Source organism: Bordetella bronchiseptica (assembly GCF_900636925.1).
In the GTDB taxonomy this organism is placed as follows: domain Bacteria; phylum Pseudomonadota; class Gammaproteobacteria; order Burkholderiales; family Burkholderiaceae_B; genus Bordetella; species Bordetella pertussis.
The window spans coordinates 1268450-1289132 of the sequence record NZ_LR134326.1 but is presented as its reverse complement, the minus strand read 5'-3'; the positions used below and the strand labels follow the sequence as shown (position 1 = coordinate 1289132).

The window sequence follows — 20683 nt, the reverse complement described above, 5'->3', positions numbered from 1 at the left end:
GGGTTTCAGGCTTCGGCGGCCATTTGCACGGCCGAGTCTATATCCACAGCAACAATACGCGATACGCCCTGCTCCTGCATCGTCACGCCGATCAGTTGCTTGGCCATCTGCATGGCGATTTTATTGTGCGAGATGAACAGGAACTGGGTCTGTTCGCTCATGTTGCTGACCAGATTGGCATAGCGTTCGGTATTGGCGTCATCCAGCGGCGCGTCGACCTCGTCGAGCAGGCAGAACGGCGCGGGATTCAGCTTGAACAGCGCGAACACCAAGGCCGTGGCCGTCAAGGCCTTCTCGCCCCCGGACAGCAGGTGGATGGTGCTGTTGCGCTTGCCCGGCGGCTGTGCCATCACCTGCACGCCCGCGTCGAGGATTTCGTCGCCGGTCATGGTCAGCCTGGCCTCGCCGCCGCCGAACAGCTTGGGGAACAACTCGCCGAAATGGCGGTTGACCGTATTGAAGGTCTCCTGCAGCAGCTCGCGGGTTTCCCGGTCGATCTTGCGGATGGCGTCCTCGAGGGTCTCCATGGCCGTCAGGAGGTCCTGCTGCTGGGCGTCGAGGAAAGTCTTGCGTTCGCGCGAGGTATTCAGTTCGTCCAGGGCGGCCAGGTTGACCGGCCCCAGCGCGTCGACCTGGCGCGAAATGCGGCCCACCTCGGACTGCAGCCAACTGGCCTTGCGCCACTCGTCGGGCATCTCGGCCAGCTCGCGGGCCAGCGTCTCGCGGTCGACCTCGCGGGCGTTGAGCTGCTCGGTGAACTGTTCCTCGGCCAGGCGGGCGGCCTGCTCCTGCAGTTGCAGTTCGGTGATGCGGGCGCGCAGCGGCTCGAGCCCGCGCTCCTGTTGCATGCGTTCCTCGTCGGCGCCGCGCATCAAGGCCGACAGGTTGTCCAGTTCCAGGCGCGCGCGCGTCAGCGCCTCTTCGCGCTCGGCGCGCAACTCCAGGGCGTCCTGCAGGCCTGCCTGCGAGGCCGAGGCGTCCAGGTCGACCAGGTCGGTTTCGAGCTGCTGCAGCTCGGTGCCGGCGCGCTGGCTCTGGTCGGCGGCCAGTTGCCGGTTGCGCTGCAGGTCGGTGATGCGCACCTGGACGCCGCGCTCGGCGAACTCGGCCTCCTGGGCGGCGCGCTCCAGCTCGCGCAGCCGGGTACGGGCGGCATCGGCCTGGGCGGACAGGGTTTCGCCGTCGATCTCGGCGTCGGAGAAGCGCGATTGGTGCTCGGCCAGCTCGCCGTCGAGCGCCTCGAAGCGCACTTCGGCCTCCTCGCGGGTGGCGCGCAGGTCTTCCTCGTGCGCCGCGAGCTCCTCGAGATCCTGGCGCAGGCGGGCGGCCCGCTCGCCGGACTGTTCGGCCTGCTGCTGCAGGCGCGAATGCTCGAGCTGGATGTCGTGCACGCGCCGGGTGACTTCGGCCACCCGCTGGCGCGCCGGCGCGATGGCCTGCGATACCTGTTGCCAGGCCGCCTCGGCGCGCGCCACGGCGGCGCGGGCCTGGTCGGCGATCAACTGCTGCGCCTTGATCTCGCGCTGCAGGTTTTCGATTTCCTGCTGGCGCGCCAGCAACCCGGCCTGCTCGGAGTCGGGCGCGTAGAAACGTACGCTGTGGGCATCGACCAGGTGCCCGGCCTTGACGACGTAGGCGGCGCCGGCCGGCAGGCTGGCGCGCCCGGCCAGGGCCTGGGTCAGGTCGGCGGCGGTGTACAGGCCGGCCAGCCACTGGTTGAGCAGCGTGCGCAGGTCGGGGTCGGTGACCCGCAGCAGGCTGGCCAGCGGCGTCTGGCCCTGCGGGGCGGCCGGCGCGGGCGCGGCAGCCGGCACTTGGTAGAACGCCAGGCGGGCCGGCGGCGCGTCGTCGGCGAAGGCGCGCGCCCAGTCCAGGCTGCGCACCTCGAGCGCGGCCATGCGCTCGCGCAGCGCGGCTTCCAGGGCGGTTTCCCAGCCCGGCTCGATATGCAGCTTCTGCCACAGGCGGCCCAGGCCGGCCAGCTCGTGCTTGGCCAGCCATGGCTCCAGCGCGCCCTGCTTCTGGACGTCCTCCTGCAACTTGACCAGCGCCGCCAGGCGGGCCTCGAGGCGGGCCAGGCCCTGGGCATCCTGCTGGGCGGCGGCCTGGGCGCGGCTGCGCTCGGCGTCGGCCTCGGGCACGCGCCCTTCCAGGGTGGCCAGTTCGGCTTGCGCCGCCTCGAGCTGGTCCTCGCCGGCCAGGCGATCGCCGGCCAGCTGTTCCAGCCGCTCGGGGTCGGGCGTGTGCAGTTCGCGCAGTTCCTGCTGCAGGCGCTCGCGGCGCTGCTCCAGCGTTTGCAGCTGGCGGTCGGCGTCGCGCTGGGTCTGGGCCACCAGGGCCAGGTTCTGTTCGACGCGCGCCAGCGCGGCGCGCATGTCGTCGCGCCCGGCCGCAGCGTCGCGCACCCGGGCTTCGATGGCCGGCAGGCCGGCCTGGGCGTCCTCGGCCGCGGCGCGCGCTTCCTCGGTGCGCGCCGCGCCGGTGGCCAGGTCTTCCTCGGCCAGGGCGATCTGTTCGGTACAGTGCTCCTGCTGGGTGTTCCACTCGGCGATCTGGGCCTGCAGCTGTTCGCGGCGCGCCTGCAGGCGGTTGCGCGAATCGACCACATGGCGGATTTCGGCCTCCAGGCGGCTGACCTGGGCATTGGCCTCGTACAGCTGCCCCTGCGCCGCGTGCACCGCGTCGCTGGCGGCGTAATGGGCCTGGCGGCGCGATTCCAGCTCGGCCTCGCCAGCCCGCAGGCCGGCGATGGCGGCTTCCAGGTCGTTCTGGGCCCGCGCCATGTCCTGGTTCTTGCGCTCGCGCTCATCGCGGGCGCCGGTTTCCTTCAGCAGCCACAGCGCAAACTGCTTTTTCTCGCCGTCGGCCTGCAGCTCGCGGTATTTGCGCGCCACCTCGGCCTGGGCCTCCAGCTTGTCGAGCTGGCTGCCCAGTTCGCGCAGGATGTCCTCGACCCGGGTCAGGTTCTCGCGCGTATCGGACAGGCGGTTCTCGGTCTCGCGGCGGCGCTCTTTGTAGCGCGACACCCCGGCCGCCTCTTCGAGGAAGACCCGCAGCTCTTCCGGGCGGGCCTCGATCAGGCGGTTGATCATGCCCTGGCCGATGATGGCGTAACCGCGCGCGCCCAGGCCGGTGCCCAGGAAGATGTCGTGGATGTCGCGCCGCCGGACCTGCTGGTTGTTGACGTAGTAGCTGCTGGTGCCGTCGCGCGTCAACACGCGGCGCACGGCGATTTCCGAATAGGCGCTCCACTGGCCCGCGGCCCGCCCTTCGGTATTGTCGAATACCATCTCGACCGAGGCGCGGGCAGCCGGCTTGCGGTTGCCCGAGCCATTGAAGATGACGTCCTGCATCGACTCGCCGCGCAGTTCGGACGCCTTGGCTTCGCCCAATACCCAGCGCACGGCGTCGATGATGTTGGACTTGCCGCAGCCGTTGGGACCCACCACGCCCACCAGTTGGCTGGGCACGGGGATCACGGTTGGATCGACGAAGGACTTGAAGCCGGCGAGTTTTAGCTGGGTAAGACGCACAGTACGATGACGGACGGGGTAGGTTGAACGAGGGGCGTTGAACGGACCTGCCGCACACAATAGGCGATGCGACCCCCAGGAGGGCCGATCCAAGGCCCGTATGATACCCCAGGAGGGTAGCGCCCATCGTGAGCAAAGGTGAGCCTGGGACAAACGCGAAGCGCCGGCCGGCCGGACCGGGCGCTATACTCGCTGACACTTTTTTTCGCCAATACGGTCAATCGGACAGTGCCAGCCGTTCGGGCGGGCAGCGGGGACATTCTTGAAACGCGGGTTTTATCTGGTTATGGCCGCGCAGGCCTTCTCATCCCTGGCAGACAACGCACTGTTCATCGCGGCGATCGCCTTGATCCTGGAGTTGAGCGGGCCCGACTGGATGGCGCCCATGATGAAGTGGTCCTTCGCCCTGGCCTACGTGGTGCTGGCCGCGTTCGTGGGCGCCTTCGCCGATTCGTTCCCCAAGGGCCGGGTGATGTTCATCACCAATGCGCTCAAGGTCGCCGGCTGCATGCTGATGTTCTCGTATGCCAGCATCGGCGTGCCGGCCACCTACCAGACCTACCTGGTCTGCGCGGCCTATGGCCTGGTCGGCATCGGCGCGGCCGCCTACTCGCCGGCCAAGTACGGGATCGTCACCGAAATGCTGCCGCCCGACCTGCTGGTAAAGGGAAACAGCTGGATCGAAGGGCTGACCGTGCTGTCCATCATCATCGGCACGGTGCTGGGCGGCGTGCTCATTTCCCCCCATGTCTCGAGCGTGCTGCTCGCCCACCCCTGGCTGAACAAGCTGGTCCATACGCCGGCGGAAGCCGCCATCCTGGTCATTGCGCTGGTCTACGTGATCGCCGCGCTGTGCAATCTGCTGATCCCGCCCACGCACGTGCGCTACCCCCCGCAGCAGCGCAGCCCCTTCAAGCTGGTGCGCGCATTCAGCGGCTACGTGTGCGTGCTGTGGCGCGACAAGCTGGGCCAGATCTCGCTGGCCGTGACCACGCTGTTCTGGGGCGCCGGCGCCACGCTGCAATTGATCGTGATCGAATGGGGCCGCAGCCATCTGGGCTATCGCCTGGACCAGGCTTCGGTGCTGATGGGCGTGGCGGCGGTGGGAACGGTGGTCGGCTCCATCCTGGCCGGCCGCATTCCGCTGCGCAAGGCGCTGTCGGTGCTGCCGGTCGGCGCAGCCATGGGCCTGGTGGTGCTGCTGATGCCGCTGGTCTATTCGCCCTGGAGCGTCTACCTGCTGCTGCTGGTCACCGGCGGCCTGGCCGGCTTTTTCGTCGTTCCCATGAACGCCCTGCTGCAGCACCGCGGCCACGTGCTGCTGTCGGCCGGCCATTCGATCGCGGTGCAGAACTTCAACGAGCAGCTCAATATCCTGCTGATGGTCGCCATCTATACGGTGCTGCTGTGGCTGGAACTGCCCATCAACATCATCATCGTCATATTCGGCCTGATCGTCACCGTCCTCATGGTGGTGTTCATCCGCTGGAGCCGCCGCAACCTGTCGGCCGACCCCGCCCTGCGCGAGCAGATCGGCCAGGAAGGCCACGGCAAGGCCCTCGACTCGGCCCACTGAGGACCGCTTGCCGCCGCCTCAGCCGCGCGCCGCCAGCAGCAGGTCCTGCCAGGCGCGCGCCTTCTCGGCCGGGCTGCGCAACAGATAGGCCGGGTGGTAGCTGACCACCACGGGAATCGAGCGCCCCTCGTCGGTTTGCAGGCTGTGCACGCGGCCGCGCAAATTGCCTATCGTGGCCTCGGTGCCCAGCAGCGTCTGGGCCGCGAACCGGCCCAGCACCAGGATGCGCTCCGGGTTCAGCAGGGCAATCTGGCGCCGCAGGTAGGGACTGCAGGCGGCGATTTCCTCGGGCTTGGGATTGCGGTTGCCGGGCGGGCGGCACTTGATGACGTTGGCGATGAACACGTCGCGCTCGCGACTCATGCCCACCGACTGCAGCATCGCATCCAGCAGCTTTCCCGAGCGGCCGACGAATGGCAGCCCCTGGCGGTCTTCCTGCTCGCCGGGCGCCTCGCCCACCACCATCCAGCGCGCTGGCTGGGCGCCCATGCCGAACACGGCGTGGCGCCGCCCCTGGCACAGGCCGCAGGCGGTGCAGTCCTGCACCAGCTGCTGCAATTGCCCCAAGTCGGCGCCGGCAGCCCGCGCCGCCACGGCGGCCCGCGCGGCCTGTCCGTCGGCCTCGGCGGCCGGCTCGGCGCGCTGCGGCGCGGCCACCGGCGGGCGCGGCGCGCGGGCCGGACTGGCCGCCGGGCCATCGGCGCGTGGGGTCGCGGCCGCCGGCCGGACGGCCTCGGCCGTCGCCACGGCCGCATTGGCGGCCTCGGCGACAGGCGCGGCGGGCGCGGCAGCCCCGGCCGCGGACGCCAATGGCGCCGGCAGCCAGGTTTTCTCGATGCCGATCTCGCGCAGCCAGATCCGCTGCAGCGGATTCGGACGCGGCGCGGCCGGCACGGCGGCCTCAGGCGCGCTCATCGCCCACCGTCGCTTCGCCCAGGGTTTTCTGCATTACCAAAGCATCCTCGCGCTTGCCCTTACCTGCGGGATAGTAATCCTTGCGCCGGCCGATGCGCAGATAGCCGTGCCGCTCGTAGAACTGCACCGCGGTGGCATTGGACGGCCGCACCTCCAGCAGCACGCCGGCCAGGCCGCGCGCGCGCGCCTGGCGCTCGCACCAGCCCAGCATCAGGCCGCCCAGGCCTTGCCGGTGCAGATGGCGCGGCACGGCGATGACCAGCAGATGCACCACGTCGGGCGCCGCCATCATCACACAAAAGCCCGCCAGCCTGCCGTCCTGGCGCAGCACACAGGCCGGATAGCCGGCCTGCAGCGCATCGGCGAAATTGCCGCGCGTCCAGGGAAAGGATTGGACCTGCGCCTCGAGTTCGGCCACTTCGTCGAGGTCGCGCTGCGCCATGGGCAGCATCTGCGTGGCGGCCAGGGCCGAGACCGCGCGCGGGTTGCCCCCCTGCCCCCGCTCGCGCTCGGCGGTGGTGAAGGCCACCTTGTCGCGCACATACAGGGGCGCGGCCAGTTCGGCGGCCACGCCGCCGCCATCCCGCCAGGCACGGCGCGCCAGGCGCGCCACTGCCTGGGCCTGCGGCCGCTCGGCCTGCACGCGCACCCAGCCAGGCGGCGCGGCCATGCTGGCCGCGTAGACCTGCCATGCATCGCCCGCCATCCGCACGCGCAACGCGCGGCCGGCGCGGGCCGACCAAGCGTCCAGGTGATGCACGGTCCAGGGCACCACCTCGCCGGCGGCGATCAGCAGCGGCGCCTGCAGCGTCTGCCACTGCCCGTCATCGCCGCGCAGGTAGACGGCCAGGTAGACCTCTTCCATGCGGGCGTCCAGCGCCACCACGACCGCGTCGTCGGCCGCCGCGCCCGAAACCTCCGCCACCGCCTCATGCGACACGACCGGCAGGACCGGGATCCCCAGTCCCAGGGCGATGCCCTGCGCCACGCCGCACGCCACCCGCAAGCCGGTGAACCCGCCCGGCCCCTGGCCGAAGGCGACCGCCTGCAGGGCTTCGGGCGCCAGGCCGGCGCGTACCAGCAATTCCCGTGCCATGGGCAACAGGCGTTCGGCATGCTCCTGGGCGCCCTCGTGCTCCAGCACGGCGACGACGGGTTCGGCCCCGTGCTCGGTGAGCAAGGCCACGCCGCAGCGGGAAGACGAAGTTTCGAAGGCAAGCAGGTTTAGATCCATAGGGGCGGATTGTACGAAATCGGGCGCTTCACCTAGTATGTAAGGGGGATTTCAACCGTAGCGCGCAATGTGTAATATCTTGTGAACACCCACTAGCCGCTGGTTCTTGTCACTGTTACATTTCCGGCCATGAACACGCAAAACACCACTCCTACCCGCAAGATCCTGGTCGTCGACGATGATCCCCGACTGCGCGATCTCCTGCGCCGCTATCTGTCGGAACAAGGGTTCAATGTATTCGTGGCCGAAGATGCCAAGGAAATGGGCAAACTGTGGCAACGCGAACACTTTGACCTGCTGGTTCTCGACCTGATGCTGCCGGGCGAGGATGGCCTGTCGATCTGCCGCCGCCTGCGCGGCGGCCACGACAATACTCCCATCATCATGCTGACCGCCAAGGCCGAGGAAATCGACCGGATCGTCGGCCTGGAAATGGGAGCCGACGATTACCTGTCCAAGCCCTTCAACCCGCGCGAACTGCTGGCCCGCATCAATGCGATCCTGCGCCGCCGCGGCACCGAAGAGCACCCGGGCGCGCCCAGCCAGGAAAACGAGTCGATCGCCTTCGGCCCGTACGTCCTGAACCTGTCCACGCGCACCCTCACCCGCAATGGCGAGCAGGTGCCGATCACGACCGGCGAATTCTCGGTCCTGAAGGTTTTTGCCCGCCATCCCAAGATCCCGCTGTCGCGCGACAAGCTGATGGAACTGGCCCGCGGACGCGAATACGAGGCGTTCGACCGCAGCCTGGATGTGCAGATTTCGCGTCTGCGCAAATTGATCGAACCCAACCCGTCCAAACCCGTTTTCATCCAAACCGTCTGGGGCCTGGGATACGTTTTCGTTCCGGATGGCGGCAGTTGACCTAATGGCCCGCCCCGGGCAGGAGCGCCGTCTCGTGCCCCGCATGCGCAGACTGTTCAGAAACCTGACCTCGCGGTTGCGTCTCGGCCTGTTCGGACGCACCTTTCTGCTGCTCGCGGCACTGATGCTGGTCAGCCTGGGCGCCTGGCTGCAAGTCTTCTTCAGCATGGAGCTGGGGCCGCGCGCCAATCAGATGGCGCAGCGGGTGATCACGGCCGTCAATATCACGCGTACGGCCCTGGTCTATTCGCATACGGACGAGCGCAGCAAGCTGCTGCTGGACCTGGCCACCAACGAAGGCATCCAGGTCTACCCGCGCGAGCTCACCGACTTCACCGAGGCGCTGCCCGACGACGACTACTGGCAACGGGTCGCGCAGCATATCCGCGTGCGTTTCGGACCCGAAACCCAGATCGCCTGGGGGGTCAACCAGGTACCCGGCTTCTGGGTCAGCTTCCAGATCGACCAGGACCTGTACTGGCTGGTCTTCGAGCGCGAGCAGATCGGCCTGACCGGCGGCATCGAATGGCTGGGCTGGGGCGCCACGGCGCTGCTGCTGTCGCTGGTCGGCGCGGCCGTCAGCGTGGGGTTCGTCAACCGGCCGCTGTCGCGGCTGGCGCGCGCCGCCCAGGTGCTCTCGCGCGGCGAAACGCCCGCGCCGCTGCCCGAGCAAGGTCCGCTGGAAATCCGCGACCTGAATGCCTCGTTCAACCGCATGGCCAAGGACCTGCGGCAGGCCGAGGCCGATCGCGAGCTCATGCTGGCCGGCATTTCACACGACCTGCGCACGCCGCTGGCGCGCATGCGCCTGGAAATCGAGATGAGCGGCGTCTCGGAGGACGCCCGCCAGGCCATCGACGAGGACCTCGGCCAGATCGACCACAGCATCGGGCAGCTGATGGAATACGCGCGCCCGGCCGGAACCCTGCCCCAGCTCGCCACCGACATTTCGTCGGTGCTGGCCGAGCTGTATGAGCGCGAGCGCAGCCATACCGCCTCGCTGGGCGGCGAGCTGGAAGCCTCGATCGATCCGGGCCTGCGGGCGCGCATCACGGCGCTGGATCTCAAGCGCATCGTCAGCAATCTGATCGAGAACGCGCGCCGCTACGGCCGCTCGTCCGACGGACTGGCCCACCTGGCCATCAGCGTGCATTCGGAAGGCAATATCCTGGCGATCGAAGTGGCCGACCGCGGCCCCGGCATCGCCCCCGAGGAAGTCGACCGCCTGCTGCGTCCGTTTTCGCGTGGAGAAGCGGCCCGCACCGGCGTCAGCGGCGCGGGGCTAGGCCTGGCGATCGTCGAACGCCTGCTCAAGCACGTGGGCGGCTCGCTGCGCATGCTGCCGCGCCAGGGCGGCGGCCTGATCGCGCGGATAGAGTTACCCAAAGCCAAATTTAGAAATTATCAATTAGACAGCGAAAACCAATAGCGTAGAATTTAGGGCTTGAGGCCTTGCCTGCCTTAATTCCACCAACTTACTGGGAGCACCACATGAAAACTGTTGGCGACAAACTCGAGCCTTTCAAGGTTACCGGCGTCAAGCCCGGCTTCAACCAGCATGAAGAAAACGGCGTTTCGGCTTTCGAGGACATCACCGAAAGCTCCTTCCCCGGCAAGTGGAAAGTGATCTATTTCTACCCGAAGGATTTCACCTTCGTGTGCCCGACCGAAATCGTCGGCTTCAACAAGCTGGCCAAGGATTTCGAAGACCGCGACGCCGTCCTGCTGGGCGGCTCGACCGACAACGAATTCGTCAAGCTGGCCTGGCGCCGTGAGCACCCGGACCTGAACAAGCTGGGTCACTACCAGTTCGGCGACACCACCGGCGCGCTGATCGATCAGCTGGGTGTGCGTGAAAAGGGTGCCGGCGTCGCGCTGCGCGCCACTTTCATCGTCGACCCCGACAACACGATCCAGCACGTTTCGGTGAACAACCTGAACGTCGGCCGCAACCCTGAAGAAGTGCTGCGTCTGCTCGACGGCCTGCAAACCGACGAGCTGTGCCCGTGCAACCGTTCGGTTGGCGGCGCCACGCTGTAATTTCCCCGGCCCGGCTCGTCCGGGCTTTCATTGCTCCAGACTATAGGGAAAAACTATGGAATTCCTTTCTACCATTAAGGATCAACTGCCGGATTGGGCCAAGGACATCCGCCTGAATCTGGACGCCGTGATCGCACGCTCCACCCTGGCGCCGGAAGACGCCCTGGGCGCCGCGCTGTCGGCCGCGTTCGCCGCGCGCAGCCAGTTGCTGATCGACGCCTTCAAGGGTGCGCTGTCGGAGACCGACGCCAATGCCGCCCTGACCGCTTCGGCGCTGATGGGCATGAACAACACCTGGTATCCGTACGTCGAAATGACCGGCGACGCCCAGTTGAAGAGCCTGCCGGCGCAGCTGCGCATGAATGCCTACGCCACCCATGGCGGCGTGGACAAGAAGCGCTTCGAGCTGTTCGCGCTGGCCGCCTCGATCATCGGCAAGTGCCATTTCTGCGTGCAGTCGCACTACGAAAACCTGAAGAAGGACGGCCTGACCGTCGAACAGCTGCGCGACGCGGGCCGTATTGCCGCCGTCGTCAACGCAGCCGCCCTGGCGCTGGCCGCGCAGGGCAAGTAAGCGCCCCCCGCGGTGCGCCGGCCTCCCCCGCCGGCCTCCCCCGCCGGCGGCCGCAGCCGGCCCCTGCGCGGGGCCGGCACTCATTCCCTTCCCTCGCCCAGCCGCCGCCACTCGCGCGGCGAGCAGCCCAGCGCCCGATTGAACATGGCCGTGAACGCGCTCGGGCTCTGATAGCCGAGATCCAGCGCCACGTCGGTGACCGCCTGGCCGTCGCCCAGCCGCCGCACGGCGTCCAGCAGGCGGGCCTGCTGGATCCAGCGCGCGAAGCTCAGGCCCGTTTCGTCGAGAAAACGCCGGTACAGCGTGCGCGCGCTGAGCTTCAGCCGGCGCGCCTGCGCCTGGGCGCTGTCGAATGCCGACAAGTCGGCCAGCGCCCGCTCGCACAGGCCACGCAGCGCCGCGCTCTCGGGCAGCGGCAGATCGAGGCCGCAGCGCGGCAGCCGCCGCAGTTCGGCCACCATCAAGGCGCTGAGCAGGCCATATTCCTCGTCCAGCGCGCCGTCGCTGGCCTCGTGGCGCTGGGGCGCGTCGCGGGTGGAGGGCGCATCGGTGCTGGCGCGCACCACCAGCTCGCGCATCAGCGCAGTCATGTCCAGCACGGCGCAATCGTCGGGCATGCCCCGCACCAGCGCCGCGTCGATGTACAAGGACCGCATGTCGACCGCGCTGCTCATGCGGATTTCGTGCACCGTGCGCGCCGGGATCCATAACGCGCGCATCGGCGGCACCACCCACAGCCGGCGCCGGGTCGCGACCCGCATCACCCCCGACGAGCCGCACAGGAACTGCGCGCGATCGTGCCAATGCGGCTTGACGTGCGCGTCGGCCGGATAGCGGTTGCGCCGCGTGACGACAGCCGGCGCGCGCGCATGGGCAACCGAGATGGCTTCGGCGGCGGGTTTGTCCATTTCTCGATAGTTTTGGTCGAATTCAAGAAGGACAGAATAGCGCAGCCAGCGCACACTGGCATGCATCCTCATTACGACGCCTTCGCCATGGACGCTCCCGCAGCAAGCACGCCCGCCCCTCCCGCCGCCTTCCCGCGCAGCGTCACGCTGTTGCTGAACGTCGCGCACGCGCTGGACCATATGTTCCTGCTGATCTTCGCGACGGCGGTCGCGGCCATCGCGGCCGATTTCGGTTTTGCGCGCTGGGAGGACCTCATGCCCTTCGGCGTGGCGGCCTTCTTCCTGTTCGGCCTGGCATCGTGGCCGGCCGGCCGCCTGGGCGACCTGTGGGGCCGGCGCCGCATGATGCTGCTGTTCTTCTTCGGCCTGGGCGCGGCCGCGCTGCTGTGCGCGCTGACCCGCAATGCCTGGCAGCTGGCCGGCGCGATGGCGCTGATCGGCGCGTTCGCCGCCATCTACCATCCGGTGGGCATTCCCATGATCGTGCAGCACGCGACCAACCCGGGCGCGGTCATCGGCGTCAACGGGCTGGCCGGCAACCTGGGCGTGGCCCTGGCGGCGCTGGTCACCGGCGTGCTGGTCCAATGGCTGGGATGGCGGGCGGCCTTCGCAGTGCCCGGACTGCTGTCGATCGCGTGCGGCCTGCTGTTCATGCGGGTATGCCCCGCCGAGGACGAGCCGCCGGCCCGCCGCAAGAGCCGCGCCAGCGTGCTGCTCGACCCGCGCCAGCTGGCGCGGGCGTTCGCGGTCATGACGGCGGCCGCCGTCACCGGCAGCCTGCTGTTCAACTTCACCACCAACGGCAATGCCCAATTGCTGGACCAGCGTTTTCGCGGCATCGTCGAAGACCCGGTCGCCCTCGGCGCCATGCTGGCGTTCATCTATGTGGTGGCATCGCTCACGCAGGTGGTGGTGGGGCGCCTGATCGACCGGGTCGCGCTCAAGCCGCTCTACCTGTGCATGGTGCTGGCGCAGATCCCGCTGCTGGCCTGGGCGGCCGTGGCGCAGGGCTGGGCCCTGTTTGCCGCGCTGCTGGGAACCATGGTGTTCATTTTCGGCGCGATCCCGTTCACCGACGCGATGATCGTGCGCTATGTGGACGACCGCAGCCGCTCGCGCGTGGCCGGCATGCGGCTGACGGTGTCGTTCGGCGTCAGTTCGCTGGCGGTGTGGCTGCTGGGGCCGGTGGTCAAGCAGGCAGGCTTTGGCAGCCTGTTCGCGGGCATGGCCGTCATCGCCGCCTGCACCGCCACCATGGTGCTGCTGCTGCCCAGCGAGCGGCCCGAGCCGCAAAGCGCCCCGGCCGCCTAGCGGCCGGCCTAGCCGGCGCGCGCCAGCAGCACCACCACGTTGGCGGCAATCCCTTCCTTGCGGCCCAGGTAGCCCAGGCCTTCGTTGGTCTTGGCCTTGATGTTGACCGCGCCGGCGTCCAACGCCAGATCGGCGGCAATGTTGGCCACCATGGCGGCCGCGTGCGGGCCGATCTTGGGCGCCTGCGCATGGATGGTCGCGTCGACGTTGACCGGCGCCCAGCCCGCCGCGCGAACCTTGTCGAACGCCGCCCGCAGCAGCACCCGGCTGTCGGCGCCGCGGTAGGCCTGGTCGGTATCGGGAAAATGGCGGCCGATATCGCCCAGGCCGGCCCCGCCCAGCAGGGCATCGGTCACCGCATGCAACAGGACATCGGCATCGGAATGCCCCAGCAGGCCGTGCGTGTGGGCGATGGTGACGCCCCCGATGATCAAGGGCCGGCCTTCGACCAGCGCGTGCACATCGAAGCCCTGCCCTACGCGAAACGGGATATTCATAGCCATTTTTCCATCAGTTCGAAATCATCGGGCCAGGTCACCTTGAAATTGCGCAACGCGCCCGCCACCAGGCGCGGGGCATGGCCGGCCGCCTCCACCGCCGACGCCTCGTCGGTAACGGCCAGGCCCGCGGCCCGCGCGCGCGCCAGCGCGTCGCGCAGCAAGCCGGCGCGAAACATCTGCGGCGTCTGGGCCAGCCACAGGCCGTCGCGATCGACGGTGCGCGATACGCGCTGCCGGCCCGCCTTGACGGTATCGGCGACCGGCAGGGCCAGCAGGCCCCCAACCGCATCGTCCAGGCAGGCGTCGATCAGGCGCGCCAGCGCCGCGGCCGGCAAGCCCGGCCGGGCGGCGTCGTGCACCAGTATCCAGTCGTCGGCGGCCGCCCCGCTGTCGGCCAGGGCGGCGGCCACCGTGTCGGCGCGGTTCGGGCCGCCGCATGGGCGCCATACGGTACGCGGCAGGCCAGCCAGCGCCTGCTCGACCCAGCCGTCGCCGGCGCTGACCGCCACGCGCACCTGGACGATGCGCGGATCGGCCAGCAGGGCGCGCACCGCGTGGCGCAGCATGGGCTGCCCGGCCAGCGGGCGATATTGTTTCGGAACGGCCGCCTCGCCGGGCAGGCTGGCGCGCGCGCCGATGCCGGCGGCCGGCACGATAGCGATCAGGGACTCGGACATGTTGCGGTGATTTTATAATCTTTGCCCTGATGCCTGATCTCACTCCGCCCGCCGTGCCCATCCCCGCCACCGCCACCACCCTGTCCGCCCTCAAGCCGGGAGCGCGCTTTACGCAGCCCCGCCCGCCCGGATCCGGCGACGGATGGCTGCTGGCGGACCTGGCGCGCCAGGCCGGCAAGCCGCTGGTGGTGCTGACGGCCGACCCGCTGGAGGCCCAGCGGCTGGCCGATGAAATCCCGCAATTCGCGCCCGAACTGCGCGTGCGCCAGTTGCCCGACTGGGAAACCCTGCCCTACGACGCGTTCTCGCCCCACCAGGACCTGATCTCGCAACGCCTGCGCACGCTGCACGCGCTCATGAACCAGGGCGTGGACATCCTGACCGTGCCGGTCACCACCGCCCTGTACCGCCTGGCGCCGCCCGCCTTCCTGGCCGCGTATACGTTTTCGTTCAAGCAGAAGGACCGGCTCGACGAAGCGGCCCTGCGCGCGCAGCTGACGCTGGCCAACTACAGCCACGTCACCCAGGTCACCGCGCCGGGCGAATTCTGCCTGCGCGGCGGCCTGATCGACCTGTTTCCCATGGGTTCGGTGGTGCCCTACCGGCTGGACCTGTTCGACGACGAGATCGAATCGATCCGCAGCTTCGACGTCGACACGCAGCGCAGCCTGTATCCGGTGGGCGAAGTGCAGTTGCTGCCCGGCCGCGAGTTTCCCATGGACGAAGAGGCGCGCAACCGCTTCCGGGCGCGGTTTCGCGAAGTGTTCGAAGGCGACCCCTCCCGCGCCCTGCCGTACAAGGACATCGGCAACGGCATCGCGTTCGCCGGCATCGAGTATTACCTGCCCCTGTTCTTCGAGCAGACCGCCACCCTGTTCGATTACCTGGCGGCCGACACGATCACCGTCACGGTGGGCGACATCGACGACGCCATGCAGCGCTTCGCCCATGACACCCGCAGCCGCTACGACTTTCTCAAGGTCGACCGCGAACGGCCGGTGCTGCCGCCGGACACCCTGTTCCTCGACCACGAGGCGCTGTTCGCGCGCCTGAAAGACTTCCCGCGCCTGGCCTTGATGGCGGAGCGGCCGCATCCGGACTTCGCCGCCGCGCCCGATGTCGCCGTGGCGCGCCGCGCCGACGACCCCGTGGCGCGCCTGCGCGCGCTGCTGGCGCAGACCGGCGACCGCGTGCTGCTGTGCGCTGATTCGGCCGGCCGGCGCGAGACGCTGGCGCAAATGCTGGGCGAACACGGCCTGGCGCCCGAGGCGCAGGCCGATTCGATCCAGGCCTTCCTGGACGACGGCGCGCGCTTCGGCCTGGCCGTGGCGCCGCTGTCGGCCGGCTTCGGCGTGCCCGGCGGCGCCCTGCTGTTCCTGACCGAGAACGACCTCTACCCCGGCCATGCCGGCGTCACCCGGCGCGGCAAGCGCACCCAGGAACGCACCAGCAATGTCGAAGCCATGGTGCGCGACCTGGCCGAACTGCGCGCCGGCGACCCGGTGGTGCACGCCCAGCACGGCATCGGCCGCTACCACGGGCTGGTCAACATGGACATGGGCGAAGGCGAGATGGAGTTCCTGCATCTCGAATACGCCAGCGGCAGCACGCTGTACGTGCCCGTGTCGCAGCTGCACGTCATCGCCCGCTACAGCGGCGCCGACCCGGACGCCGCCCCCCTGCACCAGCTCGGTTCGGGCCAATGGGACAAGGCGCGCCGCAAGGCGGCCAGGCAGGTGCGCGACACCGCGGCCGAACTGCTGGCCCTGTATGCGCAGCGCGCCGCCCGCGAAGGCTATGCCTTCAAGCTGCCCATGAGCGACTACGAAGCCTTCGCCGAAGGTTTCGGCTTCGAGGAGACGCCCGACCAGGCGGCCGCCATCCAGGCCGTCATCATGGACATGACCTCGGGCCGCCCCATGGACCGGCTGGTATGCGGCGACGTGGGCTTCGGCAAGACCGAGGTCGCGCTGCGCGCCGCCTTCCTGGCCGTGGCCAACGGCAAGCAGGTCGCGCTGCTGTGCCCCACCACCCTGCTGGCCGAGCAGCATGCCCAGACGTTTTCCGACCGCTTCGCCGACTGGCCGGTGCGCGTCGTGGAGCTGTCGCGCTTTCGCTCCGCCAAGGAGGTGGCCGCCGCCGTCGAAGGCATCAACGACGGCCGCGTGGACATCGTCATCGGCACGCACAAGATCCTGTCCAAGGACGTGCGCTTCAAGCGGCTGGGCCTGGTCATCATCGACGAGGAACACCGCTTTGGCGTGCGCCAGAAGGAAACCCTCAAGGCGCTGCGCGCCGAGGTCGACGTGCTGACCCTGACGGCCACCCCGATCCCGCGCACGCTGGGCATGTCGCTGGAAGGCATCCGCGACTTCTCCGTGATCGCGACGGCGCCGCAGAAGCGGCTGGCCATCAAGACCTTCGTGCGGCGCGAGGACGGCAGCACCATACGCGAAGCGCTGCTGCGCGAGCTCAAGCGCGGCGGCCAGGTGTATTTCCTGCACAACGAGGTCGAGACCATCCACAACCGGCGGGCGCGCCTCGAAGAACTGGTGCCCGAGGCCCGCATCGCGGTCGCCCACGGCCAGATGCCCGAACGCGAGCTGGAACAGGTCATGAAGGGCTTCTACCAGCAGCGCCACAACGTGCTGCTGTGCACCACCATCATCGAAACCGGCATCGACATCCCCACCGCAAACACCATCGTCATCCACCGCGCCGATCGCTTCGGCCTGGCGCAGCTGCACCAGCTGCGCGGCCGCGTCGGACGCTCGCACCACCAGGCCTACGCCTATCTGCTGACGCCGGGCGAGGATGCCATCACGAACAACGCCAAGAAGCGCCTGGAGGCCATCCAGGCCATGGAAGAGCTCGGTTCGGGCTTCTACCTGGCCATGCACGACCTGGAAATCCGCGGCACCGGCGAAATCCTGGGCGACTCGCAATCGGGCAACATCCAGGAGGTGGGCTTCTCGATGTACAACGAGATGCTCAACGAAGCGGTGCGGGCGCTGAAGGCGGGCGAGGAGCCCGACCTGGACGCGCCCTTCAACCTGGCCTGCGAAGTCAACCTGCACGCGCCGGCGCTGCTGCCGTCGGACTACTGTCCCGACGTGCATGGCCGCCTGGCCATCTACAAGCGCCTGTCGCATGCCGACGGCGAAGACGACCTGATCCGCATCCAGGAAGAACTCATCGACCGTTTCGGTAAACTGCCCGAAGCCGCGCAGACGTTGCTGGCCACGCACCGCCTGCGCCTGGCCGCGCAACCGCTGGGCATCGTCAAGATCGATGCCAGCGAAACGCAGGCCCTGCTGCAGTTCGGTGCCAAGACCACGGTCGACCCCTTGCGCATCATCGAGCTGGTGCAGCGCCAGCGCCATATCAAGCTGTCCGGCCAGGACAAACTGCGGGTGGAGATCAAGGCGCCTCAGATCGCCGCCCGCGCCGACGCCGTGCGCGCCGTCCTGCGCGCACTGAAATAACCGCCGCGCTCGGCGCGGCCCGGAATCCTCGATCCATGACTATCCATCACCTCGTCATCCAGTCTCCCGCCCTGGCGGCCGAACACGCCGAACAGCTGGCGGCGCTGGCCCAGGCCCAGGGCGTGACGCGCATCAGCACCACCGCGGCCCGCCTGCTCGACGTACAGCAGGATGGCGACACGCGCGCCCAGGTACGGCATTGGGCCGAAACGCACGGCGTCGACGCCGCCTTCGTGCCCGCGGGCCTGGCGCTGGCCGACTGCCGCATCCTGGCGATGGACATGGACTCGACGCTGATCAACATCGAGTGCATCGACGAAATCGCGGCCGTCGCCGGCGTGGGGGCCCAGGTGGCCCAGATCACGGAAGCCGCCATGCGCGGCGAAATCAAGGACTTCCCGGAAAGCCTGCGCCGCCGTGTGGCGCTCCTGGCCGGCGCGCCGGCTGCCGCGCTCGAACGCGTGTACGCCGAGAAGCTGCGCCTGAACCCGGGCGCCGAACGCCTGCTGGCCAGCGTCCAGGCGGCCGGCATCCAGACCCTGCTGGTCTCCGGAGGGTTCACCTTCTTCACCGAGCGGCTGCGCGAACGCCTGGGGCTGGACCACGCCCATGCCAACACGCTGGAAGTCGACGCCGACGGCAAGCTGACCGGACGCGTGCTGGGCGACATTCTCGACGGCGACGCCAAGGCCGCGCACCTGGCCGCGCTGGCGCAGCGCCTGTCGGCCCGTCCCGAGCAGATCATCGCCATCGGCGACGGCGCCAACGACCTCAAGATGCTGGCCCGCGCCGGCTTCGCCGTCGCCTACCACGCCAAGCCCATCGTGCGCGAGCAAACGCCCTACGCCCTGAACGTATGCGGCCTGGACGGCGTGCTGAACTGGTTCGAGAAGTAAGCCACACATAGGGTGCCTGTCCCCGCGGGGACAGGCACCCATGAACACTTGACGGCCAAGACGGTATCTGTCCCGGCGGGGACAGGCGCCTCGCGACGGCCTCCCGCCGCCCGGCCGGCCCGCGCGCCTTACTCCGGCTGCTTGCCCAGCGGAATGGGGCCCGCATCCTTCACGAACCGCAGAAGCAGCCGCGCGGCCGGGCTCAGGCTGCGCGTCGGCAGGTGCAAAAACCCCAGGGGACGGCGCACCCGCGGCGCATGCAGCCGCAATACCTTCAGCCCGGCGACGTTGCATACCTCGATGGCGGTGGTGGGCAGAACGGAAACGCCCAGCCCTGCCCGCACCATGCCGATGGCGGTGGTGATAAGGCTCACCTCGCGCTTGGGACGCTTCGAGATGCCGTTGGCCGCGAAGGCTTCGTCGACCAGCATCCTCACGTGGCTCTGGTAACTCATGCCTATCAAGGGCGATTCCGCCAACTCGCTCCAGCGGACCAGTGTGCGCCTGGCCAGGGGATGATCCTGCGGCACGACCGCGACCAGTTCATCGTGCGCCAGCAGGTCGAACTCCAATCCGTCCTGCTCGACCGACGGACTGCCCACGCCATAGTCGATATCGCCGGTTCTCAGCATCTCGTGAATGCTGCGGTTTTCGGTCATGGCGTCCTTCAGGATCACCTTGATGCGCGGATAGGCCTGCTCCACGCGCGCGATCAGGGATGGGATCCAGGTGTTGCTGAGCGACGGAATGCACGCCAGCGTGACGGTGCCGCCGCGCGGCGAGGCGGCACCACGCACATCCTCGATCACGACCTCGAGATTGGCCAGGATCCGCTGCAGCTCCGGCAGCAGTTCGCGCCCGGTGGTGGTCAGCTCGGCGCCCCGGCGCGTACGCGTGAACAGGACGACTCCAAGCTGGGCCTCCAGCTTCTGGATCATGGCCGTCAGCGCCGGCTGCGTCACGTGCAAGGCCTGCGCCGCCTGCGAGAAGCTGCGGCTGCTTGCGACCTCGATGAAGGCGGTCAACTGCCTGAAGGTCACGTTCATGGCGTCATAACTTAAATTGAATTAACTATAAACAGAATAGATTATACGAATCAAACATTTACGGGTGTAATGGCGTCGCCTTCAGGCCAACCATCGATAACAGGCGTATCAACATCGCCTTCCGGAGACGCAGCAACATGCTATTGCACCGAGTACTCATTTCCCTCGCCACGGGCGTGCTGACTTTGGGGGTGCTTGGCGCCGCACACGCCGACGCCTATCCGACCAAGCCGATCAGGCTGGTAGTGCCCTATCCGCCCGGAGGAATTACCGATATCGCCGCGCGCGGCCTGGCGCGCGCCATGAGCGAGGAGCTGAAACAGTCGGTGATCGTGGAGAACCGCGCGGGCGCGGGCGGCATCATCGGCTCGGATTATGTGGCGCGAGCGCCCGCCGACGGCTACACGCTGTTGATCGGCACCAGCGCGACCCATGGAACGAACCCCAGCACCTACGCCAACCTGCCGTACAGCGCGACCGGCAGTTTCGAACCGATCGCCGCCGTGGCATCCAGCCCGCTGCTGGTGGTCGTCAACCCATCGTCCCCGGTGCGGGACGTCCAGGGCCTGATCGCGCACCTGAAAGCCAACCCGGGCAAGGAATCCTATGCGTCCACCGGCACTGGCGGCTCGCTGCACCTGACGCTGGAGCTCTTCAAGCTGATGACCGGGACCGATATCCAACATGTGCCCTACAAGGGCAGCGCTCCCGCGCTGACCGACCTGATCGGCGGCCATGTCCAGCTGATGTTCGACAACATGCCCTCGTCGCTGCCGCAGGTCAAGGCTGGCAGCCTGCGCGCCCTGGCCGTGACGGGTCCGCAACGTTCGGCGCTGGTGCCGGAACTGCCTACCGTGGCCGAAGCCGTCCCCGGGTTCGCGTCGGCCTCGTGGGTCGCGCTGTACGCGCCGAAGAACACGCCGGCCGCGATCGTGCAAACGCTCAACGCCGCGGCCAACAAGGGCCTGAAGTCGCAAGACGTATTGGCGCAGTTCTCCGCCGCGGGACTGGAGCCGACCGGCGGCACATCCGCCGCGCTGGACAGTTTCATGCGCGCGGAAATCGCCAAGTGGGCCGAGGTCGTCAAGAAGATCAATCTGCCGCCATCGAAGCTGTAGCAGCCG

General features: G+C 68.5%; 16 protein-coding genes. 9 read left to right on the top strand and 7 right to left on the bottom strand.

The window, feature by feature from the left end:
- Positions 1-5 precede the first annotated feature (5 nt).
- A complete protein-coding gene (gene smc / locus EL288_RS06045) occupies positions 6-3533 on the bottom strand; it encodes a chromosome segregation protein SMC (protein WP_033448079.1) in 3528 nt (1175 codons plus the stop codon).
- A gap of 262 nt (positions 3534-3795) precedes the next feature.
- Between smc and lplT the strand changes: the two genes are divergently transcribed.
- Positions 3796-5109: a lysophospholipid transporter LplT gene (gene lplT, locus EL288_RS06040; protein ID WP_003813878.1), complete on the top strand. Its 1314-nt coding sequence runs from the start codon at positions 3796-3798 to the stop codon at positions 5107-5109.
- A gap of 18 nt (positions 5110-5127) precedes the next feature.
- Here the strand turns inward: lplT and EL288_RS06035 are convergent, their stop codons facing one another.
- Together EL288_RS06035 and EL288_RS06030 are read right to left on the bottom strand one after the other, a co-directional pair.
- Positions 5128-6024 (bottom strand): uracil-DNA glycosylase, encoded by an 897-nt coding sequence (locus EL288_RS06035; RefSeq protein WP_033452148.1) that lies wholly within the window; start codon positions 6022-6024, stop codon positions 5128-5130.
- Positions 6011-7258, bottom strand: a complete 1248-nt coding sequence (locus EL288_RS06030) for a bifunctional tRNA (adenosine(37)-N6)-threonylcarbamoyltransferase complex dimerization subunit type 1 TsaB/ribosomal protein alanine acetyltransferase RimI (RefSeq protein ID WP_010926956.1) — start codon at positions 7256-7258, stop codon at positions 6011-6013. The genes EL288_RS06035 and EL288_RS06030 overlap by 14 nt, the downstream gene beginning before the upstream one ends.
- A 129-nt stretch (positions 7259-7387) precedes the next feature.
- On the opposite strand from EL288_RS06030, the gene risA reads away from it, so the two are divergent.
- The 4 genes from risA (at position 7388) to EL288_RS06010 (ending at position 10736) form a co-directional block, all read left to right on the top strand.
- Positions 7388-8122: a response regulator transcription factor RisA gene (risA, locus tag EL288_RS06025; RefSeq protein ID WP_003813882.1), complete on the top strand. Its 735-nt coding sequence runs from the start codon at positions 7388-7390 to the stop codon at positions 8120-8122.
- Positions 8123-8156: 34 nt separating this feature from the next.
- Positions 8157-9551 (top strand): sensor histidine kinase RisS, encoded by a 1395-nt coding sequence (risS, locus tag EL288_RS06020; RefSeq protein ID WP_033446543.1) that lies wholly within the window; start codon positions 8157-8159, stop codon positions 9549-9551.
- 62 nt (positions 9552-9613) lie between these two features.
- Complete coding sequence (locus EL288_RS06015) at positions 9614-10162, top strand: peroxiredoxin (RefSeq protein WP_003813886.1); 549 nt, start codon at positions 9614-9616, stop codon at positions 10160-10162.
- 55 nt (positions 10163-10217) lie between these two features.
- Entirely contained in the window at positions 10218-10736 is a 519-nt protein-coding gene (locus tag EL288_RS06010; RefSeq protein ID WP_003813887.1) for a carboxymuconolactone decarboxylase family protein, read from the top strand.
- 80 nt (positions 10737-10816) lie between these two features.
- Here the strand turns inward: EL288_RS06010 and EL288_RS06005 are convergent, their stop codons facing one another.
- A complete protein-coding gene (locus EL288_RS06005; RefSeq protein WP_010931533.1) occupies positions 10817-11644 on the bottom strand; it encodes an AraC family transcriptional regulator in 828 nt (275 codons plus the stop codon).
- 60 nt (positions 11645-11704) lie between these two features.
- On the opposite strand from EL288_RS06005, the gene EL288_RS06000 reads away from it, so the two are divergent.
- A complete protein-coding gene (locus EL288_RS06000; RefSeq protein ID WP_223851191.1) occupies positions 11705-12955 on the top strand; it encodes an MFS transporter in 1251 nt (416 codons plus the stop codon).
- An 8-nt stretch (positions 12956-12963) separates the two neighbouring features.
- Here EL288_RS06000 and ispF read toward each other — a convergent pair whose 3' ends face one another.
- On the bottom strand, positions 12964-13452 hold the full coding sequence (ispF, locus tag EL288_RS05995) for a 2-C-methyl-D-erythritol 2,4-cyclodiphosphate synthase (RefSeq protein ID WP_010926958.1): 489 nt from the start codon (positions 13450-13452) through the stop codon (positions 12964-12966).
- Positions 13449-14132 (bottom strand): 2-C-methyl-D-erythritol 4-phosphate cytidylyltransferase, encoded by a 684-nt coding sequence (gene ispD / locus EL288_RS05990; protein ID WP_003813895.1) that lies wholly within the window; start codon positions 14130-14132, stop codon positions 13449-13451. The genes ispF and ispD overlap by 4 nt, the downstream gene beginning before the upstream one ends.
- 29 nt (positions 14133-14161) lie before the next feature.
- Here ispD and mfd point away from each other — a divergent pair, with 29 nt between their 5' ends.
- Both mfd and serB read left to right on the top strand, forming a co-directional pair.
- Positions 14162-17617 (top strand): transcription-repair coupling factor, encoded by a 3456-nt coding sequence (mfd, locus tag EL288_RS05985; RefSeq protein ID WP_003813896.1) that lies wholly within the window; start codon positions 14162-14164, stop codon positions 17615-17617.
- A gap of 35 nt (positions 17618-17652) precedes the next feature.
- Positions 17653-18513 carry a phosphoserine phosphatase SerB gene (gene serB, locus EL288_RS05980; protein ID WP_033458675.1) on the top strand — a complete coding sequence of 287 codons (861 nt, stop codon included), beginning with the start codon at positions 17653-17655 and terminating at the stop codon, positions 18511-18513.
- A gap of 128 nt (positions 18514-18641) precedes the next feature.
- On the opposite strand, the gene EL288_RS05975 is transcribed toward serB, so the two are convergent.
- Positions 18642-19559, bottom strand: coding sequence for a LysR family transcriptional regulator (locus EL288_RS05975; RefSeq protein ID WP_003813900.1), 918 nt, complete (start codon positions 19557-19559; stop codon positions 18642-18644).
- A gap of 137 nt (positions 19560-19696) precedes the next feature.
- Between EL288_RS05975 and EL288_RS05970 the strand changes: the two genes are divergently transcribed.
- Positions 19697-20677, top strand: coding sequence for a Bug family tripartite tricarboxylate transporter substrate binding protein (locus tag EL288_RS05970; protein ID WP_003813902.1), 981 nt, complete (start codon positions 19697-19699; stop codon positions 20675-20677).
- Positions 20678-20683: the final 6 nt, after the last annotated feature.